At 44.4% G+C, this 18,347-nt stretch carries 16 protein-coding genes; 11 read left to right on the forward strand and 5 right to left on the reverse strand.

The genetic code is table 11. The features are described from left to right. The first annotated feature begins 56 nt into the window (after positions 1 to 56). The 8 genes from DCMF_RS27795 (at position 57) to DCMF_RS27830 (ending at position 8,513) form a co-directional block, all read left to right on the forward strand. A complete protein-coding gene (locus DCMF_RS27795; RefSeq protein ID WP_148137457.1) occupies positions 57 to 2,069 on the forward strand; it encodes a heterodisulfide reductase-related iron-sulfur binding cluster in 2,013 nt (670 codons plus the stop codon). A 50-nt stretch (positions 2,070 to 2,119) separates the two neighbouring features. Further along, the gene (locus DCMF_RS27800; RefSeq protein WP_148137458.1) at positions 2,120 to 3,265 is read left to right on the forward strand and encodes an MtaA/CmuA family methyltransferase; all 1,146 of its coding nucleotides are present in this window, start codon (positions 2,120 to 2,122) and stop codon (positions 3,263 to 3,265) included. Next, a complete protein-coding gene (locus tag DCMF_RS27805; RefSeq protein WP_148137459.1) occupies positions 3,265 to 4,104 on the forward strand; it encodes a cobalamin-dependent protein in 840 nt (279 codons plus the stop codon). The genes DCMF_RS27800 and DCMF_RS27805 overlap by 1 nt, the downstream gene beginning before the upstream one ends. Positions 4,105 to 4,143: 39 nt before the next feature. Next, positions 4,144 to 4,944 (forward strand): dihydropteroate synthase, encoded by an 801-nt coding sequence (locus tag DCMF_RS27810; RefSeq protein ID WP_148137460.1) that lies wholly within the window; start codon positions 4,144 to 4,146, stop codon positions 4,942 to 4,944. A 66-nt stretch (positions 4,945 to 5,010) separates the two neighbouring features. Next, complete coding sequence (locus DCMF_RS27815; RefSeq protein ID WP_148137461.1) at positions 5,011 to 5,463, forward strand: MaoC/PaaZ C-terminal domain-containing protein; 453 nt, start codon at positions 5,011 to 5,013, stop codon at positions 5,461 to 5,463. A gap of 47 nt (positions 5,464 to 5,510) precedes the next feature. After that, positions 5,511 to 6,650 carry an acyl-CoA dehydrogenase gene (locus DCMF_RS27820; protein ID WP_148137462.1) on the forward strand — a complete coding sequence of 380 codons (1,140 nt, stop codon included), beginning with the start codon at positions 5,511 to 5,513 and terminating at the stop codon, positions 6,648 to 6,650. A 51-nt stretch (positions 6,651 to 6,701) separates the two neighbouring features. After that, positions 6,702 to 7,487 (forward strand): electron transfer flavoprotein subunit beta/FixA family protein, encoded by a 786-nt coding sequence (locus DCMF_RS27825; RefSeq protein ID WP_148137463.1) that lies wholly within the window; start codon positions 6,702 to 6,704, stop codon positions 7,485 to 7,487. 42 nt (positions 7,488 to 7,529) lie between these two features. After that, positions 7,530 to 8,513: an electron transfer flavoprotein subunit alpha/FixB family protein gene (locus tag DCMF_RS27830; protein WP_148137464.1), complete on the forward strand. Its 984-nt coding sequence runs from the start codon at positions 7,530 to 7,532 to the stop codon at positions 8,511 to 8,513. A gap of 153 nt (positions 8,514 to 8,666) precedes the next feature. On the opposite strand, the gene DCMF_RS27835 is transcribed toward DCMF_RS27830, so the two are convergent. The 5 genes from DCMF_RS27835 to DCMF_RS27855 form a co-directional block, all read right to left on the reverse strand. Further along, positions 8,667 to 9,464, reverse strand: coding sequence for a methyltetrahydrofolate cobalamin methyltransferase (locus DCMF_RS27835; RefSeq protein WP_148137465.1), 798 nt, complete (start codon positions 9,462 to 9,464; stop codon positions 8,667 to 8,669). Between the two features lie 124 nt (positions 9,465 to 9,588). Continuing rightward, the gene (locus DCMF_RS27840; protein ID WP_148137466.1) at positions 9,589 to 10,428 is read right to left on the reverse strand and encodes a 3-hydroxybutyryl-CoA dehydrogenase; all 840 of its coding nucleotides are present in this window, start codon (positions 10,426 to 10,428) and stop codon (positions 9,589 to 9,591) included. 139 nt (positions 10,429 to 10,567) lie between these two features. Then, positions 10,568 to 11,683, reverse strand: coding sequence for a uroporphyrinogen decarboxylase family protein (locus DCMF_RS27845; RefSeq protein WP_148137467.1), 1,116 nt, complete (start codon positions 11,681 to 11,683; stop codon positions 10,568 to 10,570). A 23-nt stretch (positions 11,684 to 11,706) separates the two neighbouring features. After that, positions 11,707 to 12,339, reverse strand: coding sequence for a cobalamin B12-binding domain-containing protein (locus DCMF_RS27850; RefSeq protein WP_148137468.1), 633 nt, complete (start codon positions 12,337 to 12,339; stop codon positions 11,707 to 11,709). A 157-nt stretch (positions 12,340 to 12,496) separates the two neighbouring features. Continuing rightward, positions 12,497 to 13,474, reverse strand: a complete 978-nt coding sequence (locus tag DCMF_RS27855; RefSeq protein WP_214658957.1) for a CobW family GTP-binding protein — start codon at positions 13,472 to 13,474, stop codon at positions 12,497 to 12,499. A gap of 599 nt (positions 13,475 to 14,073) precedes the next feature. Between DCMF_RS27855 and DCMF_RS27860 the strand changes: the two genes are divergently transcribed. The 3 genes from DCMF_RS27860 to DCMF_RS27870 all read left to right on the forward strand — a co-directional run bounded on the left by DCMF_RS27860 (position 14,074) and on the right by DCMF_RS27870 (position 18,307). After that, the gene (locus DCMF_RS27860; RefSeq protein ID WP_148137470.1) at positions 14,074 to 15,795 is read left to right on the forward strand and encodes a sigma-54 interaction domain-containing protein; all 1,722 of its coding nucleotides are present in this window, start codon (positions 14,074 to 14,076) and stop codon (positions 15,793 to 15,795) included. An 821-nt stretch (positions 15,796 to 16,616) separates the two neighbouring features. After that, positions 16,617 to 18,080 (forward strand): 4-hydroxyphenylacetate 3-hydroxylase family protein, encoded by a 1,464-nt coding sequence (locus DCMF_RS27865; RefSeq protein ID WP_148137471.1) that lies wholly within the window; start codon positions 16,617 to 16,619, stop codon positions 18,078 to 18,080. A 47-nt stretch (positions 18,081 to 18,127) separates the two neighbouring features. Continuing rightward, entirely contained in the window at positions 18,128 to 18,307 is a 180-nt protein-coding gene (locus DCMF_RS27870) for a hypothetical protein (RefSeq protein WP_214658958.1), read from the forward strand. Positions 18,308 to 18,347 lie beyond the last annotated feature (40 nt).

An 18,347-nucleotide genomic window follows, 5' to 3' on the forward strand; every position in this document is an offset into this window, starting at 1 on the left:
CCAAGAGAAAGCCAATCTTTTTTAAGGATACATAAATTGGATAGGAAGAAACGGAGATGCCAACAAGAGAAATTTACTGGAATATTAGTGGTTACCACTGGATGTATTTATTGTTTCTCGTGTGTCTGGCGGTTTTTGTCAGGGGTTTTTACGGTAGATATAAGTTGTGGCGCATAGGAAAGCCGGAGAAAAGAACAGATCAGTTGGGACGAAGACTGGCTAACCTGATATATTTTGGTTTCGGCCACAGGCGGATACTAGGGGAGGTGATGCCTGGAGCCATGCACCTGTTACTATTCTGGGGATTTGTAGTATTTGCGATAGGAACCTTTTTTGTGGCCCTTGATGCGGATTTAGGCTTTTCTTTTATGGAAGGCAGACTCTATTTAATATTAACTTTATTGTTGGATATTTGCGGTTTGCTGGCTGTATTGGCGATTGTAGTGTTTATTTGGCGGCGGTATTATCTTAAACCGGCGAGACTCGATAACAAGCCGGAAGATTTAATTTCCTTACTACTTTTATTATTTATCTTGGTAACGGGTTTTATTTTGGAAGGAATTCGGATTGCAAACACGGGTGATCCATGGGCCTTATGGTCACCCGGAGGAATGATGATCGCGAGCGTGCTGGGAGGAGTAGATCGGGAAACCTTAAATGTTATACACCGCTCCTTATGGTGGTTTCATCTCGTCCTCGCCCTCGGGTTTATTGCTTATTTACCATATTCAAAATTGATCCATATCTTGGTATCTCCTTTGAACCAGTTCTTTGCCTCATTAAAACCAAAGGGTGCCCTGGACCTGTTGGATATGGAGGATGAAGAAGCAGAAACCTACGGTTTAGAAAAACTGGAGGATCTCACCTGGAAACAACTATTTGATACAGATGCCTGTACGAGGTGCGGCAGGTGCCAGGACAACTGTCCGGCATATTATACCGGGAAGCCCTTATCTCCTAAAAATTTTATTCAGGATCTCAAAAAGCATCTGGAAGAAAAAGGCCGGCTGCTTGCGGGGACAAAACAGCGTATCGGGAATTCTTCTTCCCGTGAAGATACAGCAATCGTGGATACAAAGTTGGCAGGGAATGTGTTTTCGGAAGAAAGCCTTTGGTCCTGTACTACCTGCCGTTCCTGTCAAGAACAATGTCCTTCTTTTGTCGAACATTTGGATAAATTGATCGGACTGCGTCGTAACTTAGTACTGATGGAAAGCTCCTTCCCGCCGGAAATCCAAACATTATTTAAGAATTTAGAAAATAACGGAAATCCATGGGGGGCGGGATGGGCCTCACGAGCAGATTGGGCTGAAGGACATCAGGTAAGGACGCTTGCTGAAGACAATGATGTGGAATATTTATACTGGGTAGGGTGTGCCGGGGCCTTTGACGAGAGGAATAAGAAGGTGGTGGAAGCGGTAGTAAAATTGCTGCAAAAAGCAAAGGTATCATTCGGCATTTTAGGTACGGAAGAAAAATGCTGTGGTGATTCAGTACGCAGAATCGGCAACGAATACCTCTATCAGATGATGGCGGCAGAAAACATTGCAATAATGAATAACTATGGGGTAAAAAAAATTATTGCCCATTGTCCGCACTGCTTTAACACCTTAAAAAATGAGTATTCTCAATTGGGTGGTAATTATGAGGTGATACATCATACAGAATTACTTGCCACATTACTTAAAACGGGTCAAATTAAACTTCAAAAACCGGTGATAGTTCAGTCTACATATCATGATTCATGCTATTTAGGCAGGTATAATCATATTTTTTCCGCACCTCGCGCTGTATTGCAGTCTGTTCCAGGTCTTACGCTTAGCGAAATGCCCCGTAATATGAAAAAAAGTTTTTGTTGCGGGGCAGGCGGCGGGAGAATGTGGATGGAAGAAAATGGGGGCAGGATTAATGACATAAGAGCAGACGAAGCTGTTGCTACAGGAGTTTCCCTGATTGTGAGTAATTGTCCATACTGTTTGACGATGCTTGAGGACAGTTTAAAGAATAAGGAAAAAGCAGATGAAATTAAGGTGATGGATATCGCTGAATTAGTTCAAAAATGTATCTAAAAAATAAACGATTTCAATAGTTGTTCAATTAATTATAAGGAGGAAAAATCATGCAAAAAGAATTCATGTCACCAAGAAGCAGAATCCTTTCAGCAATCTATGGGGGGAGGGTTGATCGTGTTCCTGTGGGATGTATTACCTCTGTTGTCACACATGAGCAAATGGATAAAATTGGTGTCTCTTTTCCCGAAGCACATGTTGACCCTGAAGCAATGGCTAAACTGGCAGCCGCAAGTTATGAGATTTTAGGCTGGGATACCATTAAAGTACCCTTCAGTGTATGGAATCTTTCTGCTGCTCTAGGCGCTCCTATGGACTGGGGCAACAGAAATAAGTGGCCGGATGGATTAAGGCCGATTTATCATGGCCCTGATCATATAAACGTTCCTTCCGATCTTTTAGATCAGGAATCAACAAAAGCAGTAATTGAAGCGATAAAAATTTTGCGGAAGAAATACCCCCATGTGGCGATAGTAGGAACGGTAATGGGAACGATTACCCAGTCTTTTAATTTAATTGGGGTCGAAAAAGTAATGAAGATGATTGCCACCGAACCGGACCAAGTAAAGAAAATATGCCATATCTTAAAAGAACCCGTGATTGATTATGCTAATGCGCAAATTGAAGCCGGGATTGATGTGCTGGATTTTGCGGACCATGCCACCGGAGGCCTGGTTAGCGCAAAGACTTATAAAGACTTGGTTATGCCAGTGCATAAGGAAATATTATCAAGGGTTAAGTGCCCGGTTGTGCTGCATATTTGCGGCAATACATATGATCGTTTGGAACATATTATCGAAGCGGGATTTCCTTGTTTTAACATTGATATGGCAGTTGACCCATTTAAAGCAAAGCTGCAGGTAAAGGACAAACTTTCTTTATGGGGCGGGGTTCCCAACATTAATTCCGTATTGCAGGGCACCCCTGAAATGGTGAAGCAGGAAGCAAAAAAATCTTTAGCGGCGGGATATGAAATTCTTGGTAATGAATGCAGCGTCCCTTTGCAGGCAAAAGATATTAATCTAATCGCCTTTTTAGAAGCGGCTCAAGAATTTGCCGTTCCATTAACTGATGAGGAAAAATTAGCTCAATTTGGCAGAGGACTTGCAAGAATGGATTATAAGAGTGGACAAAAGAATTTTGAGAATCTGCTAAGGAATGTATCCAACTTTGACTCAAAGGGGGAAGTGGAATAATGAGTAGGGAAAAATTTTTGGGTAACCTGGTATCTGAATTATATGACAAAGACCCGGTAAAAACTTTGCAGATATTGAAAAAGTCGTATGATGACGAATGGGAGCAACTAAACCTGGCGGAAGAAATAGATGAAAGCCAATCAGAGATGGAAAGTTTAATCGCTGATATTATTCCGGAAGAAGAACCTTTTTGCAGCATTGCGAAGGCAACCTTAAAAGGTGAAGTAACAAAGACAGTTCAGCTGGTAGAAGATGCTTTATTTAAAAGAATACCTTCCCAAGAACTGGTAATGAAAGGGCTGCTGCCGGGGGTACAAGCTGCCGTGTCATTGTACGATGCCCGATGGTTTTTTGCTCCCGAATTATTAATGGCAGGTGATGCCATTCGTGAAGCTACTAAGGTTGCTTTAAAAGGGCTTGAAAAGATGGACAAGCGCGGTTTAATTTTAATGCATGCACCTGCGGGAGATGTTCATGATATTGGCAAAAATATTGTCAAGATTGTTTTGGAAGCAAATTTCTTTGAAGTGATAGATATGGGAATAGATGTTTCAACAGATAAAGTTGTTCAGGCGGTGAAAGAGCTTAAACCAGTAATGATAACAGGAAGCGCTTTGATGACAACAACGATGGCGCCATTTATCCAAACCGGCAAAGCATTGGTTGAAGAGGGCCTTACTATTCCTTTTGCCATGGGGGGAGCGCCGGTGACCAAAAAATGGGTGGAGGGAATAGAGTTGGGGATCTATGGGAAAGGGCCGAAACAGGCTGTTGAGATGGCAATGCTGGCAGCCAGCGGATTAAGTTGGCGAGAAATACGGGAAAGATTGCATGCTTAGCTGATATGGTAAACATCTCATGAATGGGAGGGTAAAAAAATGCTTCTGATTGGAGAATCAATAAATGGAACAATTCCGGAGGTTGGCGCCGCTATCTTGGCCCATGATGAAAGATATCTTCTTGAATTAGCAAAAGTGCAAATCGATAGCGGGGCAAATATGTTAGACATTAATGCAGGCGTGGCCGGCGGTAACGAAGAAGAAAATCTTTCATGGATCGTTGAGCTGATACAAAGTCAATATCGTGTTCCATTAATGTTGGACAGCGATGACCCTGCCGTATTGAAAAAAGCGTTTACAGTATTGAGAGATCCTGAGAAAGCAATTATCAATTCTGTAAATGGCGATGAGTATAAATTAAACGTCATCCTGCCCTTGGTTGCGGAAAATAAATGCAGTGTGGTAGCGTTGTGCTTAAATGAAAAAGGAATCCCTCATGATGTGCCGGGAAGGATTGCAATTGGTAACATGATTGTCAATAAAGTTAAGGAATATGAGATTCCTGTGGAAAAAATCTATCTGGACCCATTGGTTTTTTCTATGTCGACGGCCTATACTGCAGCGATGACGACAATTAATACTCTTCTGAAAATAAAAGAAACGTTTTCCGGCATTAAAACCGTTTGCGGGTTAAGTAATGTAAGCCATGGATTACCCGTAAGAAAGCTGATCAACAGGACATTTTTAATCATGAATTTAGTCTGTGGCATGGATGCATTTATTGTTGATGTACGGGATCGAGAATTAATGGCATCGGCAATAGCTGGAAAGGCTCTCGTGGGGCAGGATGAACGATGCAAAGAATACATTACTGCTTTTAGAAAAGGAAAACTCAAATAAATTTAAAAAACAAGAGAATAGCAGGACGATGGGCGCCGGTAATTTAGATAACAGGGAGGGAGCATCATGGGGGGAAAGTATTTTAACGAATGGTCGGTAGGGGAGACATTCAGGACTCCGTCCAGGACCATTACGGAGACGGATGTGGTCATGTTTGCCGCGATGAGCGGAGACTATAATGAAATTCATACCAGTGAACAATTTTGTAAAGACAGCGTTTTCGGCAAAAGAATTGTGCATGGCCTCTTAGGGTTGTCTATATCTCACGGTTTGCTGTTTAGAAGCGGTTATTTGGAGGGTACGGCCATTGCCTTTTTGGGAATAGAATCATGGAGCTTTAAAGCGCCGGTTTTCTTTGGGGATTCCGTATCCGTGACAGTAAAGGTATTAGATAAAAAAGAAAGTATCAGTAAACCTGACCGAGGCATTGTTAAGCTGTTTTTACAAATCATGAACCAGGATGATCAAATCGTCCAGGAAGGCGTAAAAGTGGTTATGATCAGAAATCACGGTATTTAGGCTTAAACAGAGGGTAAATTTCACAAATTTAAAAGGGGGATATTTGTGTGGACTTTCATCTTGGCGAAGAAGAAAAGATGATCCAAGAAATGGTAAGAGATTTCGTGGAAAAGGAGGTCAAGCCGGTTGCGGAAAAACTTGATGAGACCGGAGAATTTCCTTATGAGATCATGAAGAAGCTGGGTGAATTAGGGCTATTAGGAACGGTGATTCCCGAAGAGTATGGGGGAAGCGGAGCAAGCTTTCTTAGTTATATTGTAGCCATTGAAGAATTGTCCCGGGGCTGCGCGTCAACGGGAGTAATTGTGGAAACCCATACTTCCTTAGCGGTGGAACCGATTTTAGCCTGGGGGACGGAAGAACAGAAAAGAAAGTATTTGCCGAAGCTTGCCACCGGGGAGATTATCGGTTCTTTTGGGTTAACGGAGCCCAATGCCGGGTCGGACGCCGGCGGCATGCAGACCACCGCTGTTTTAGACGGAGATGCATATGTGATTAATGGATCCAAGATGTTTATCTCTAATGCCGGTGTGGCCGGAATTACGATTTTATTAACTAAAACAGATAAAAATTTGGGCTATAAGGGAATGACGGAATTCATCGTAGAAAGGGATACCCCGGGATATAGCGTCAGTGCGCCGATTCATAAATTAGGCATTAAGGCGTCCCAAACTTGCGAGCTGTCTTTTGACAATATGAGGGTTCCTAAAGAAAGTGTTTTAGGCAAGCCGGGACAAGGTTTTAAAATTGCTATGCATACCCTGGACGGCGGCAGGATCGCCATTGCCGCTCAGGCTCTGGGGATTGCTCAAGCGGCCTTTGAAGAGTCTGTAGCATATGCCAAACAACGGTGCCAATTTGGCCAGCCCATAGGAAAATTTCAAGGGGTCCAGTGGATGATCGCCGATATGGCTACGGATATCCAGGCCGCTCGTTTATTGGTCTATCATGCGGCATGGTTGAAGGACCAAAGACTCCCCTACTCTAAAGAGGCGGCGATGGCAAAACTTTATGCTTCGGAAGCTGCCATGCGTCACACGGTTAAAGCTGTCCAAGTCCATGGCGGCTATGGTTACACGATGGAATATCCGGTGCAGCGCCATATGCGTGACGCAAAAATTACTGAGATTTATGAGGGTACTTCCGAGGTGCAAAGAATGGTCATTGCGAATCATGTTCTGAAATAGTCAAGTAATACCCTGAGAATTGAAAAACTACGCTACGGGGGGCGATAATAGATGCAAATTATAGTTTTCATAAAACAGACTTTTGATACAGAGGCCAAAATTTCTTTAGATGCTTCAGGGAAAATTGATGCTAAGGGAATTAAGTATATTACAAATCCTTATGATGAGTTTGCTGTAGAAGAAGCACTAAGGATTAAAGAAAGATTGGGCACGGGTGAAGTAATTGTGGTGTCTCTTGGGGGAGACAATGTTCAGGAACAATTGCGTCAGGCTCTGGCGATGGGAGCAGACGAGGCAATTTTAGTAGCAAGCGGAGAAATCAAAACACTTGATGAGCATATTAGGGCAGTTATTTTAGCAGCTGTAGCCAAAAAAATAGGTTTTGATTTGATTATCGGCGGAAATATGGCGATTGACGACGGGTCAGCTCAGGTAATGACGCGCGTGGCGGAACGGCTTGATTTGCCCCAAGTCAACCAGGTGACAAAATTAAATCTGGAAAAAGAAAAAATGGAATGTTGGCGTGAAGTAGATGGAAATAGAGAAATTTTATTAACGAAGCTTCCCTGCCTTGTTACTACTCAAAAAGGGATTAATGAGCCCCGTTATCCGTCCATGAAAGGAATCATGCAAGCGAAAAAGAAAGTGATCCGAAAGATAAAGGCAGCGGAATTAGAATTAGACCTGGAACAATTAAACGGGGATGAAGTAAAAAGTGTTTGGGAAACCATATTTCTTCCCGCTGGCCGTAAGCAAGGAAAAATAATTGGGGGAGAATTTCCCGCTACTGCTTTTGAACTTGTGCGTATATTGCATGAAGAGGCCAAAGTAGTTTAATTTTTGGTGCGCATTTTATCATCTAGCTGGAGGGATAGAAAGATGTCCGGTGGAATATGGATATTTGGAGAACAGAGAGAGGGAAGTTTAAGTAAGACTACTTTAGAATTATTGACGATGGGGCGGGATTTGGCCAACAAACTTCAAGAAGATTGTTCGCTCGTACTTTTTGGTCATCATATGAACGGCTTAGCGGAAAAAGTAAGCTCCTTTGGGCTGGATACTGTTTACCTAGCAGATCGTGCGGTATTCGCTCAGTATACGACAGAAGCGTTTTCTAGCGTTCTAACGGATTTAGTGAAAAACAATGATCCCAGGGCTGTGTTTTGGGGGAATACGGCGATGGGAAGAGATTTAGCACCAAGAGTTGCGGAAAGAATTGGTGCAGGGCTGGTTTCAGATTGTACAGGGGTGGAAATAAAAAACAACCAACTGATTTTTACCAAACCAATCTATGCCGGCAAGGCATTTTGTCAGGTTGTCACTACCGGGAAAGTGGCCATGGCCACTTTCCGGGCAAATTCGTTTAGTACTAATTTTGATACAGGATACAAAATGCCTAATATTGTACAGGTTGAAACAAATCTCCCTAGTGATTCCTTGCGTGTTTTCGTGAAAGACATCGTGATGAAAGCAGCGGGAAAGGTACCACTGTCAGAAGCGGAAATCATTGTTTCCGGTGGCAGAGGCATGAAAGGTCCGGAAAATTTTAAACTGCTGGAAGATTTGGCCCAGGTTCTTGGCGCTGCTGTCGGTGCTTCACGGGCTGCCGTGGATGCCGGCTGGCGGGAGCACTCGGATCAGGTAGGTCAAACCGGTAAAACCGTATCCCCTAAATTATATATTGCTTGCGGTATTTCCGGAGCTATTCAACATTTAGCCGGGATGGGAACGTCAAAAACGATTGTGGCGATCAATAAAGATCCGGAGGCAAATATTTTTAAAGTAGCTGATTATGGAATTGTTGATGATTTATTTAAAGCAGTACCCGTTTTAACCGAAGAGTTTAAAAAAGTTCTGAAATAAGTTCTGCCGCTGTGCGATGATTAAAATACCTATATCAAGAGTCAAAAGGCACAATAGCGTAGTAGGCTAAGTATCTGGGGCAGACCCGGATATTTAGCCTAATTTCATGTTCCAGTATATATTGCCTAGGGATCGATACGGAAGGGGTCCCTTTTATGCGTACAACCCCCTCCGGTGGGCGGTTAAATACTTCATACAGAATTTGTCTTCGCCAAGTAAAGCCTGGGAAGCATAAACAAATCCCATCATGCTCTGATCCAAAGGATCAAGAATATATCCGTCCATCCCCATGGTCATGGTCTGGATCATAAATACCTGATTCAATATTTTCCGGTTGGGAAGACCGTAAGACACGTTGCTCAGTCCGCAGATCCCGTGTACTTTGGGATATTTTTGCTTGATTCCATAAATGGTCTTTAACACTTCTAAACCGGCTTGTCCAGCGGCACTCACCGGTTGTACCAGGGGGTCCAGGTAAATATCGTCTTCCGGCACTCCCGCCTCAACCATGTCCCCGACCATTTTGACGGCAATTTTTAATCTGTCCGCAGCAGTTTTCGGGATCCCGGAATCGTCCATACAGAGGCAGACAATCTTGGCTTTGAATCTTAAGACTAAAGGCAGGACCTTGGTAAAACGCTCCTTCTCGGCCGTAATAGAGTTAATCATGGGCTGCCCGTTTTTAATCAGGGACAGACCCGTGTTCAGAACCTCGGGATTGGGGCTGTCTAAACATAATGGAGCATTTATATGTGATTGTATTGTTTCTACCAACCAGGCCATAGTTTCTGCTTCATTAGATACCACTGTGCCGCAATTTACGTCCACATAATCCGCACCGGCATCTACCTGATTCTGAGCGATTTCTTTAATAAATGTGGCGTCCCGGCTTTCTACAGCAGGTTTGATTGCCGCCCGGCTGGTATTGATCAGTTCTCCCACTATTAACATTGATTGATCTCTCCTTCTGAATACATTAGAGGTACTTTTTCGACAACTTAGCTCAACTAAACGATTGGTTAGTTGAGCTAGAAAAAACTTTCTTTGGGGAATAATCGTTTGCCGCTATCCTGTGTCAATACTGATAGAATCCTCTACCGGATTTTTTGCCATACCAGCCCGCTTTCACATATTGGCGGAGAAGCGGACAGGGACGATACTTACAATCGCCATAACCGTGATAGAGCGTTTCCATGATGGCCAATACCGTATCTAAGCCGATAAAGTCGGCCAATTCCAATGGTCCCATGGGGTTATTCATACCTAACTTCATCACGGTGTCGATCCCTTGGGGAGTGGCCACGCCTTCGTATAGACAATAGATTGCTTCATTGATCATCAGCTGGAGAACACGGTTAGAGACAAAGCCGGGGACATCTCTCACTTCGACGGGAACCTTGGCAATATCTTTGGCCAGTTGTTTAATCACTTCATAAGTCTCATCGCTGGTAGCAAGGCCGCGAATGATTTCGACCAGTTTCATAACGGGCACAGGGTTCATGAAGTGCATACCAATCACACGGTCAGGCCGATTGGTACAGGCGGCAATCTCGGTCAATGGTAACGAAGAGGTATTGGAGGCAAAAATACAGGAAGGCTTGCAAATCAGATCCAACTTCGAGAAAATAGATGCTTTGGCTTCCATATTCTCAACTATGGCTTCAATAATGAGATCACAATCGGCGGCATCATCCAAACTGATGGTAGGCAATATTCTGGAGAGTGTTTCCATCCTCTGATCCGGGCTGATTTTGCCTTTATCCACATTCTTCTGCAAAATCGCACCGATAAAGTCAACCCGCTTATGAATCAACTCCATACTAATGTCGTTCAGATAGGTTACATGATTATTTGCCGCCATGACCTGCGCGATACCACCGCCCATTTGACCGGCACCAATTACCATTATTTTCATAAAAATACCTCCTGCTATAAGCTTGCGCAGAGCCTTTGGTGATGATATTTCCGGAAAAGGAAGGCGAGGAGCCCCCAAAGCCATTGGTTGTTGATCAATTCTTGACCATTGGCGGCTCCCCATTCCATCCGCACCCGCATTACAGACTTAAATTGATCGGATATTTGCCATACTTTTCACACGCGGTTCTGAAAGCTTGGATATTCTTCAAAGACATACCCCAACCGACGATGCATTGCGGACTGGCAATAAAGTAACTCTTCGGTCCCAAAGCCTGAATGTTTTCTTTGACCTTAAGCTCAACATCCTGAGGCGTACCAAGAAGGAGCTCATCATTCACATAGATATTGGCCCCAATGATGGTAATATCCGGGTACCTTTCGCGGAACTTGACCCAATAATTGATATCCTTGGGGCGAGTAGTTTCGATGGCGATAACCTTGATACCTTCTTCGGCAAACCGATCGATCATTTGTTCCCAATACGGTTCAAAACCGCAATTATGCACTTGGAGCGGCAGGCCATACTTTTTACAAGCACGGGCAGCAAACTGGCCCTCAAATTTCCAGGCATCCTCAAAGCTGAGCATCATACTGTTAAACGCATACTGGGTGTTGCGCAGCAATGCCGGTTTACCGAGTTTTTCGATGTAGGTATCCATCAGGTCGATCTGAGATTCATAGATCTTTTCACAAAGTTTGAGCAGAAGATCAGGGTTGCGGCGAATATCCTGGAAGCACTTGGACCCACGAAGCTGCTGCACATTTTGCCAGGTTATCCCCAAGCTGACGACCGGCATGTAATTGTATCTCTCCCGCAAAATACAGGCAGCATCAAACAAGATCGGCCACATACCATCTTTGCGATGGTTGGGAATAATCAGGTTGTTGATGTCATCTTCCGTAGCTGCGATGATACCTTGTTTGATAAAACGGGAGGCGTAGTCATGGCAAACAATGGCGTCCGCTTTACCGTTCACACGAGCAACGGCATCAATTTCCATAGGGCCGCCATAGAAAGGAGTTGCAAGGCCCAAGTTATCTCCCCCAAGGAATTCCGCACATTCTACGCTCTTTTCCGCCAACAGCTTGGCGTTACTCAGCAAAACTCTTGCGGTTAACCCGGTAATTCTGGAAGCCAATGATTCATCACAAGTAATGGAACAGGGGACGCGGTCCGGGAATTCGCCCTTTCTCACAGCAGCCGTTCTCTCAAACGCAGCTGCCCAGTATTTCTTGCTTTCTGCGGTATTCATAGTCCTATCCTCCTCGTTTTTATTTACGCCAAAAGTTCATTGATGGCAACTTGAGCAGCCCAAGCATCCAGGGCATAGGCATCAGCACCCACGGCATCAGCGGCAGCCTGGGTAAATGCGGCGCCGCCAACGATGACCTTTGCCGTCAAACCGGCGGTTTTAAAGTCGCTAATGGCTTCGGCAACTTTTCCCACAACCGTGGACAGCAACGCGGAAATCGCGATAATGTCGGCGTTGACTTCTTGGGCCTTGGCAATAAAAGCGCTGGAAGGAACATCTACCCCCACGTCGTATACTTCGAAACCGTTTGCTTCCAGGGTCAGAGCCACGATATTTTTGCCAATGTCATGGATGTCTTCTTTGGCGCTGCCGATCACGACAACCGCCTTCTTAGCTTCTTCGCCTTCACCCTTCACGTAGGGTTTTACGATCTCGGCAAGGTTTTTCATGATTTCGGCGCTCATAATCAGCTCGGGCAAGAAATACTTACGGCTGGCGAACCGGTCGCCAATGACTTTCATGCCTCCCTGAAGGCCTTCCACGATGATGTCCTGCGCAGGCACCCCCGCTTCGAGTGCTTCCTTCACATGCAATACGGCGGCATCCTCTTCAAGCTCTACCAATGCATCCTTAATCTTCACCAGTAATTCAGACATTCTTACAACCTCCTTAGAATTTTTTATAGTTTTGGTGAAAAATCATCACAAACCTTTCCATAATCTCCTACCAGTAATTCAGACATTCTTACAACCTCCTTAGATTTTTTATAGTTTTTGGTGAAAAATAACCAGAAACTTTCCATAAGCAACCCAGTTACAATTTTTCATGCGGACAGGATTCTTGTTGCCAAATCGTCAGTAAACGCTCTCTATTTAGCGCGTTACCGATGAATACTAGGCGTCCGTCTGTCTCCTGGTCAAAATCTCTCACCAGGAGTTTGCCGGTTACATAATCAAACTGAATACGCTCGTTATTACCAACAATGATAAATCCCTTGGCGCGCACGATTTTGCCACATAAATCATCCGCAATACTGCGGGCAAACCGCTCTTCAAATTCCTCTTTCGGCATAGGATCAGTCTGTTGCCAACTCCAAGAGCCAATCAAATCAAGTCCGTGATGACGGTGCTGATGGTTAAGTTGATGGTCATGCTGATTCCTTTCTTCCGGATGTAGATATTCATTGGGCGGGCTCACGGATTGGCAGAGCTCCACAAAATCTGAAGCGGACAGATCGTTCCACGGCGCCGCCAGGATCATGGCGCTTGGATTGCGCTTCCTAAGATCGATACAGACCATTTCTTTTTCGCTTTCACTAAGTTCTTGGATGCGGGAGATAACGATTGTAGAAGCCGTGGAAATCTGATTGCCAAAAAAGGCGCCAAACATGCCAGAATTGAAATGATAATTGACACCGTCCACAATCGTAACCAGCATATCGATATCAAATGGCCACAGCTTAGCAGCAGCGTGGCAGGCGTCAAGGATATCGCTGAGCATTCCTACACCGGTCGGCTCCACAATAATCCTCTCCGGCCCATGGGAATCAACCAGGGACATCAACCCAGACACAAAGTCTCCGTACAATGAGCAACAGATGCAACCTTGATTCATTTCTTTGATCTGAACTCCGGAAGATGGAATCAGGTCCGCATCCACATTGACATCTCCATATTCGTTTTCAATAATTGCGATGCCTTTCCGGGGATCAAAGGCAGGGAGAATTTTATTTATGAAGGTTGTCTTTCCCGCACCCAAAAACCCGGATATGAGGGCAATTCTGGTACGCATATTTTGCTTCTCCTTTTCTGCACCTATTCGATCAATAATAGATACTATTGTATTACATATCATATTTGTATAGATTCTCTGCACAGACTTCTATCCCTCTGGTAATTATGAATAACCGCAAAGCCATTTGTTTTATTTAATAAGCAAGAACCGTGCCAAACAAATATAACGCGAATTCCATGTAAGTCCCCTCCATTGGCAGTATTCATGTATCTTGTCACCAGATTTGCCCTTGGAAGCTAAGGCAAATATATGCTATACTATATTTAAGTACAGAAATCGGAATAGTTCGTAATTTGCCACAATACTGGAACACAGCACAATCAACCGATCGCAAAGCTATCATTCTTAAAAATAATCACAAATATATCGTGCAAAAACCATGCCAGACGATTGTATTTTACCGGAAGCGAATCAGAATTTCTTTTGGAAGACCGCGGAACAGAGCAATCCGGTTGGATATGGCTGTCACTCTTGTGCATATAAGGGAATTGTCCACTTCAAGGGCCAAAGATTCCCTCGTCACTTCATCTTGGAGCAAGAAAACTGTAGACAATATTTGGTCCTAACGCGAAGGCAGACGAAAGAGGTGGAGGATCATGCCCCAAGAACTGAGAAGAATTTTGGTGCAATTCCTTGAGAATATACAGGAGGCCTTCTGTATCATTGATCAAGAGGAGAGCATCGTTTGGTGTAATACTTTTGCCAAACAATACCTATCGCCTAACGGTACGAATATTTGCGGGTTACAATGGTCATCAATCGTTTCAGGATTACCCTTGGGAGAGGTCTTACAGAATGGTAAGACTTTTACCGGTGATCTCGCACTAGTGGGCAACACGCGCTGCTATTGCAATCGTATGCCTTTTCACCGCGAAAACAAAATTGTTTGCGCAATTGTGACCTTCCAACCGGCCCCACCCATCAAACATACGACTCTTGCTCTATCCCCCAACGACGATTATGATCTTCTGGAGATGGTCATGGAAACATCTTCGGACGGGATCTATATTACGGACGGCGAAGGTATCACATTACGCATCAACAAAGCTTATGAGGATATTACCGGTCTGAAGCGGACCGAAGTCATTGGCAGGCATATGAAAACGCTGGAAGAAGAGGGGATTATCTCTCAATCTGGAACGCTGATTGTGCTAAGGACAAAGGCACCCGTATCTTTGCTGCAGCGCATTAGAGATACCAAAACGATATTGGTGACCTCCAATCCCTATTGTGACGATACCGGCAAGATCATCGCGGTAATTACGAATGTTCGGGATATTACCAAGCTCAAAGAAATGGAAGTCGAATTGGCACAAACGCGGGGTTTGACCGAGCTTTACATGCACCGCTTGAAAGAGATAGAGGCCCAGGTCGGCCACGGTGAATTTGTCATGAAGAGCAAGGAAATGCTCGCGGTCTATGAAACAGCCCTGCGGGTAGCGCGTTTTGATGCCACTACTTTGATTACCGGGGAATGCGGTGTCGGTAAAGAAGTGATCGCTCGTATCATACACCAAAACAGTATGTATAAGGACGGCCCGTTTGTGAAAATCAATTGTGGCGCTATTCCAGAAAACCTGTTGGAGTCCGAGTTATTCGGTTACGCCGGCGGCGCGTTTACCGGCGCGAGAAAGGATGGGAAAGCAGGGGTCTTTGAAATTGCTAATAATGGCACTTTGTTGCTCGACGAAATTGGGGAAATGCCTCTAAATCTTCAGGTTAAGCTTTTGCAGGTACTGCAGGATAAACGTATCAAGCGTATTGGGGACACCAAAGAAAAAATGATTTCCGTGCGTTTATTAGCTGCGACCAATCGCAATTTAGAAGAAAGTATCGAAGAAGGTAATTTTCGCCGCGACCTTTATTATCGCATCAATGTTATCAGCATCTATATCCCTCCGTTGCGTCAACGCAAAGCCGATATACCCTTTTTAGCCACCTTTTTCCTAAAAAAGAATAGTGAGCGTTATCATATAGAAAAAACCTTTTCCCCTCAAGCCATGGACTTCTTATTGCGCTATAACTGGCCGGGCAATGTTCGTGAGTTATCAAATGTGATCGAGAGCGCCTATATCATGAGCGATACCGAACGTATTGAAACCGCGCATTTCCCCAATTTCGCAATCGACAATGAGCATACGGATGTGTTAACTATTCACAAGCTTATACCCCTTAATGAAGCGAAACACCTGTTAAAAACAAAGCTTATTACCATGGCGATGGAGCAATATGGCTCCACCCGAAAAGCGGCAGAGGCCTTGCAAATCGACCATTCCACGATTGTTAAAAACCGGGATTGCATGCAAAGCGATATTTGATCGTGTGATATGATCCAATTTATCATCAGTCTTTCTGGTGGTGAATTCAGGCATATTTATGGTGACGATTTTCACCATAGGAAAAATCCTGCATGATTCATCGCATCAGAGTGTCTTGTTAGACGAAAATAGCGCATTTCTTTAAGTTGCCGGTGATAAAAGTCACCGGCCGCTTTTGTCTATACTGCTCTCTGACCTGCCCCCAATTTTCGCACACCAAGAATATTAGTAAATACTTAAAAGTTTTATTGCATATTCCTTGGGGGTTAGCTACTCCAATAAAGAATAGGGCCTGACGTGGTTATATTCCTATTGGACCGACGATATAATTGCACCAGCCTTTCTGGTGGTGAATTCAGGCATATTTATGGTGACGGTTTTCACCATAGGAAAAATCCTGCATGATTCATCGCATCAGAGTGTCTTGTTAGACGAAAATATCGCATTCCTTTTAGTTACCGGTGATAAAAGTCACCGGTTGTTTTTTTGTCTATAGTGCTTTTTTAAAACTTTCTATGTAACCGTTCTGCGTGAGTCTGCCTGGGTCTGGAAAGACATGTTCCATGTGACGATCATTCCTGTTGTCCAAGTTTTCGGGGTTTAGGTCAACCGGTAAGAAGTGACTGCCGTAGATGGCGGCAAGTTGTACTTTTAAAGCAAATGCCAGGGCTGGCACAGAAATTGCTATAGCCACTTATCAAGCTGAAAGCCACTCCTATCACATATTTACACACCATTTTGCCTCAGTCTTGGGAGCATTACATTTAGGCGGGAATTAATTAAGTCAGTAGTTTATAGCAGGATGAAAAGGAGGAATTATTATGGCATTAAAAACAAGGGAGCAGTATTACGCAAGTCTCAGAGAAATGAAGACAGAGGTTTACCTATTTGGGGAAAAAGTGGACAATTACTTAGATCATCCCATTATCCGTCCTTCCACCAACTCGGTAGCGATGACCTATTACTTGGCGGAAAAAGAAGAATATGCAGACATCATGACAGCGACTTCCCATCTCACCGGCAACAAAATCAATCGCTTTACCCATATTCATCAGAACACGGATGACTTACGCAACAAAGTGAAGATGCTTCGACTGTTGGGGCAAAAAACCGCATCCTGTTTTCAGCGTTGTGTGGGCATGGACGCTTTCAATGCTGTTTACAGCACAACATTCGAGATTGATGAAAAGTACGGAACCGAGTATTTTGCGCGTTTTAAAAAGTATTTGGTTTATGTCCAGGATCACGATTTAGTGGTGGATGGAGCCATGACCGACCCTAAAGGAAATCGCAAATTGCCGCCGCATCAACAAGAAGATCCCGATCTCTTTTTAAGGGTTGTCGAGCGCAGAGAAGACGGTATTGTCGTCAGAGGAGCCAAGGCCCACCAGACCGGAATTATTAATTCTCATGAAGTGCTTGTGATGCCCACCATTGCGATGGGGGAAGAAGACAAGGACTGGGCGGTTTCCTTTGCCCTTCCTGTTGACACCAAAGGAATTTTTATCATTTATGGCAGACAGTCCTGTGATACTCGGAAACTGGAGGAAAACGCGGAAATTGATCTGGGAAACCCTACTTTTGGCGGCCATGAAGGTCTTGTCATCTTTGAAGATGTTTTTGTGCCCAATGAGCGTATTTTCTTAAACGGCGAAACGGAATTTGCGGGGATGCTGGTAGAGCGCTTCGCCGGCTTCCATCGTCAAAGCTATGGCGGTTGCAAAGTGGGCGTGGGAGATGTTCTGATCGGCGCAACAGCTTTGGCTGCAGAGCATAATGGCGTCGCCTCCGTGTCTCACATCAAAGATAAACTGATTGAAATGACCCATCTGAATGAAACCTTATATGCTTGCGGTATCGCTTGTTCCGCCGAAGGTGCGGTTACTAAGGCGGGGAGTTATCAAATCAATCTACTCTTGGCGAATATTTGTAAACTGAATGTTACGCGCTTCCCCTATGAAATTACGCGCATGGCCGAAGATATTGCCGGCGGTTTGATGGTTACGATGCCGTCGGAAAAGGATCTCAGGGACGAAAAGCTGGGGCCTTATGTCAGAAAGTATCTCCGGGGCAACGCCGCCTACAGTACGACGGACCGGTTGCGCATTTTGCGCCTCATTGAGAATATGACTTTGGGAACCGCCGCCGTCGGCTATCGCACGGAATCGCTTCATGGAGCTGGCTCCCCTCAGGCGCAAAAGATTGTCATCGCCCGCCAAGGGAATCTCAACCATAAGATCGCGCTAGCAAAAGAAATTGCCGGTATCAAAGATTCTACAGAGTAATGGGATGACACTGTTTTTTCGTTATTGCGGAGGATGTAACCCCTGTTATGACCGATGCAAAGCTGCCCAGCTCATACGAAATTCTTTGCCGGAGCAGTTTGATCAAGAAGCAAACAGTGTCGATGGCTGTATTCTGTTATGCGGCTGCTTCTCTGCCTGCGCAAAAATTCCCCCTGAATACAAGGACAAAAGAATTTGGCTTAGCAGGTCACAGGAAGATGTATTAAATATCATTAAAGAACTAAAAACCTTGAAACAGGAGGCACA

It is taken from the genome of Candidatus Formimonas warabiya (assembly GCF_002777255.1).
Classification (GTDB): domain Bacteria; phylum Bacillota; class Dehalobacteriia; order Dehalobacteriales; family Dehalobacteriaceae; genus Formimonas; species Formimonas warabiya.

What these genes read in the sequence shown, in the direction of transcription:
- DCMF_RS27865 (WP_148137471.1), top strand. Translation starts at nt 16,617, where the DNA reads ATGGCATTAAAAACAAGGGAGCAGTATTACGCAAGTCTCAGAGAAATG.
- DCMF_RS27815 (WP_148137461.1), top strand. Translation starts at nt 5,011, where the DNA reads ATGGGGGGAAAGTATTTTAACGAATGGTCGGTAGGGGAGACATTCAGG.
- DCMF_RS27860 (WP_148137470.1), top strand. Translation starts at nt 14,074, where the DNA reads ATGCCCCAAGAACTGAGAAGAATTTTGGTGCAATTCCTTGAGAATATA.
- DCMF_RS27795 (WP_148137457.1), top strand. Translation starts at nt 57, where the DNA reads ATGCCAACAAGAGAAATTTACTGGAATATTAGTGGTTACCACTGGATG.
- DCMF_RS27845 (WP_148137467.1), bottom strand. Translation starts at nt 11,683, where the DNA reads ATGAATACCGCAGAAAGCAAGAAATACTGGGCAGCTGCGTTTGAGAGA.
- DCMF_RS27830 (WP_148137464.1), top strand. Translation starts at nt 7,530, where the DNA reads ATGTCCGGTGGAATATGGATATTTGGAGAACAGAGAGAGGGAAGTTTA.
- DCMF_RS27850 (WP_148137468.1), bottom strand. Translation starts at nt 12,339, where the DNA reads ATGTCTGAATTACTGGTGAAGATTAAGGATGCATTGGTAGAGCTTGAA.
- DCMF_RS27805 (WP_148137459.1), top strand. Translation starts at nt 3,265, where the DNA reads ATGAGTAGGGAAAAATTTTTGGGTAACCTGGTATCTGAATTATATGAC.
- DCMF_RS27855 (WP_214658957.1), bottom strand. Translation starts at nt 13,474, where the DNA reads ATGCGTACCAGAATTGCCCTCATATCCGGGTTTTTGGGTGCGGGAAAG.
- DCMF_RS27840 (WP_148137466.1), bottom strand. Translation starts at nt 10,428, where the DNA reads ATGAAAATAATGGTAATTGGTGCCGGTCAAATGGGCGGTGGTATCGCG.
- DCMF_RS27810 (WP_148137460.1), top strand. Translation starts at nt 4,144, where the DNA reads ATGCTTCTGATTGGAGAATCAATAAATGGAACAATTCCGGAGGTTGGC.
- DCMF_RS27800 (WP_148137458.1), top strand. Translation starts at nt 2,120, where the DNA reads ATGCAAAAAGAATTCATGTCACCAAGAAGCAGAATCCTTTCAGCAATC.
- DCMF_RS27835 (WP_148137465.1), bottom strand. Translation starts at nt 9,464, where the DNA reads ATGTTAATAGTGGGAGAACTGATCAATACCAGCCGGGCGGCAATCAAA.
- DCMF_RS27870 (WP_214658958.1), top strand. Translation starts at nt 18,128, where the DNA reads ATGACCGATGCAAAGCTGCCCAGCTCATACGAAATTCTTTGCCGGAGC.
- DCMF_RS27825 (WP_148137463.1), top strand. Translation starts at nt 6,702, where the DNA reads ATGCAAATTATAGTTTTCATAAAACAGACTTTTGATACAGAGGCCAAA.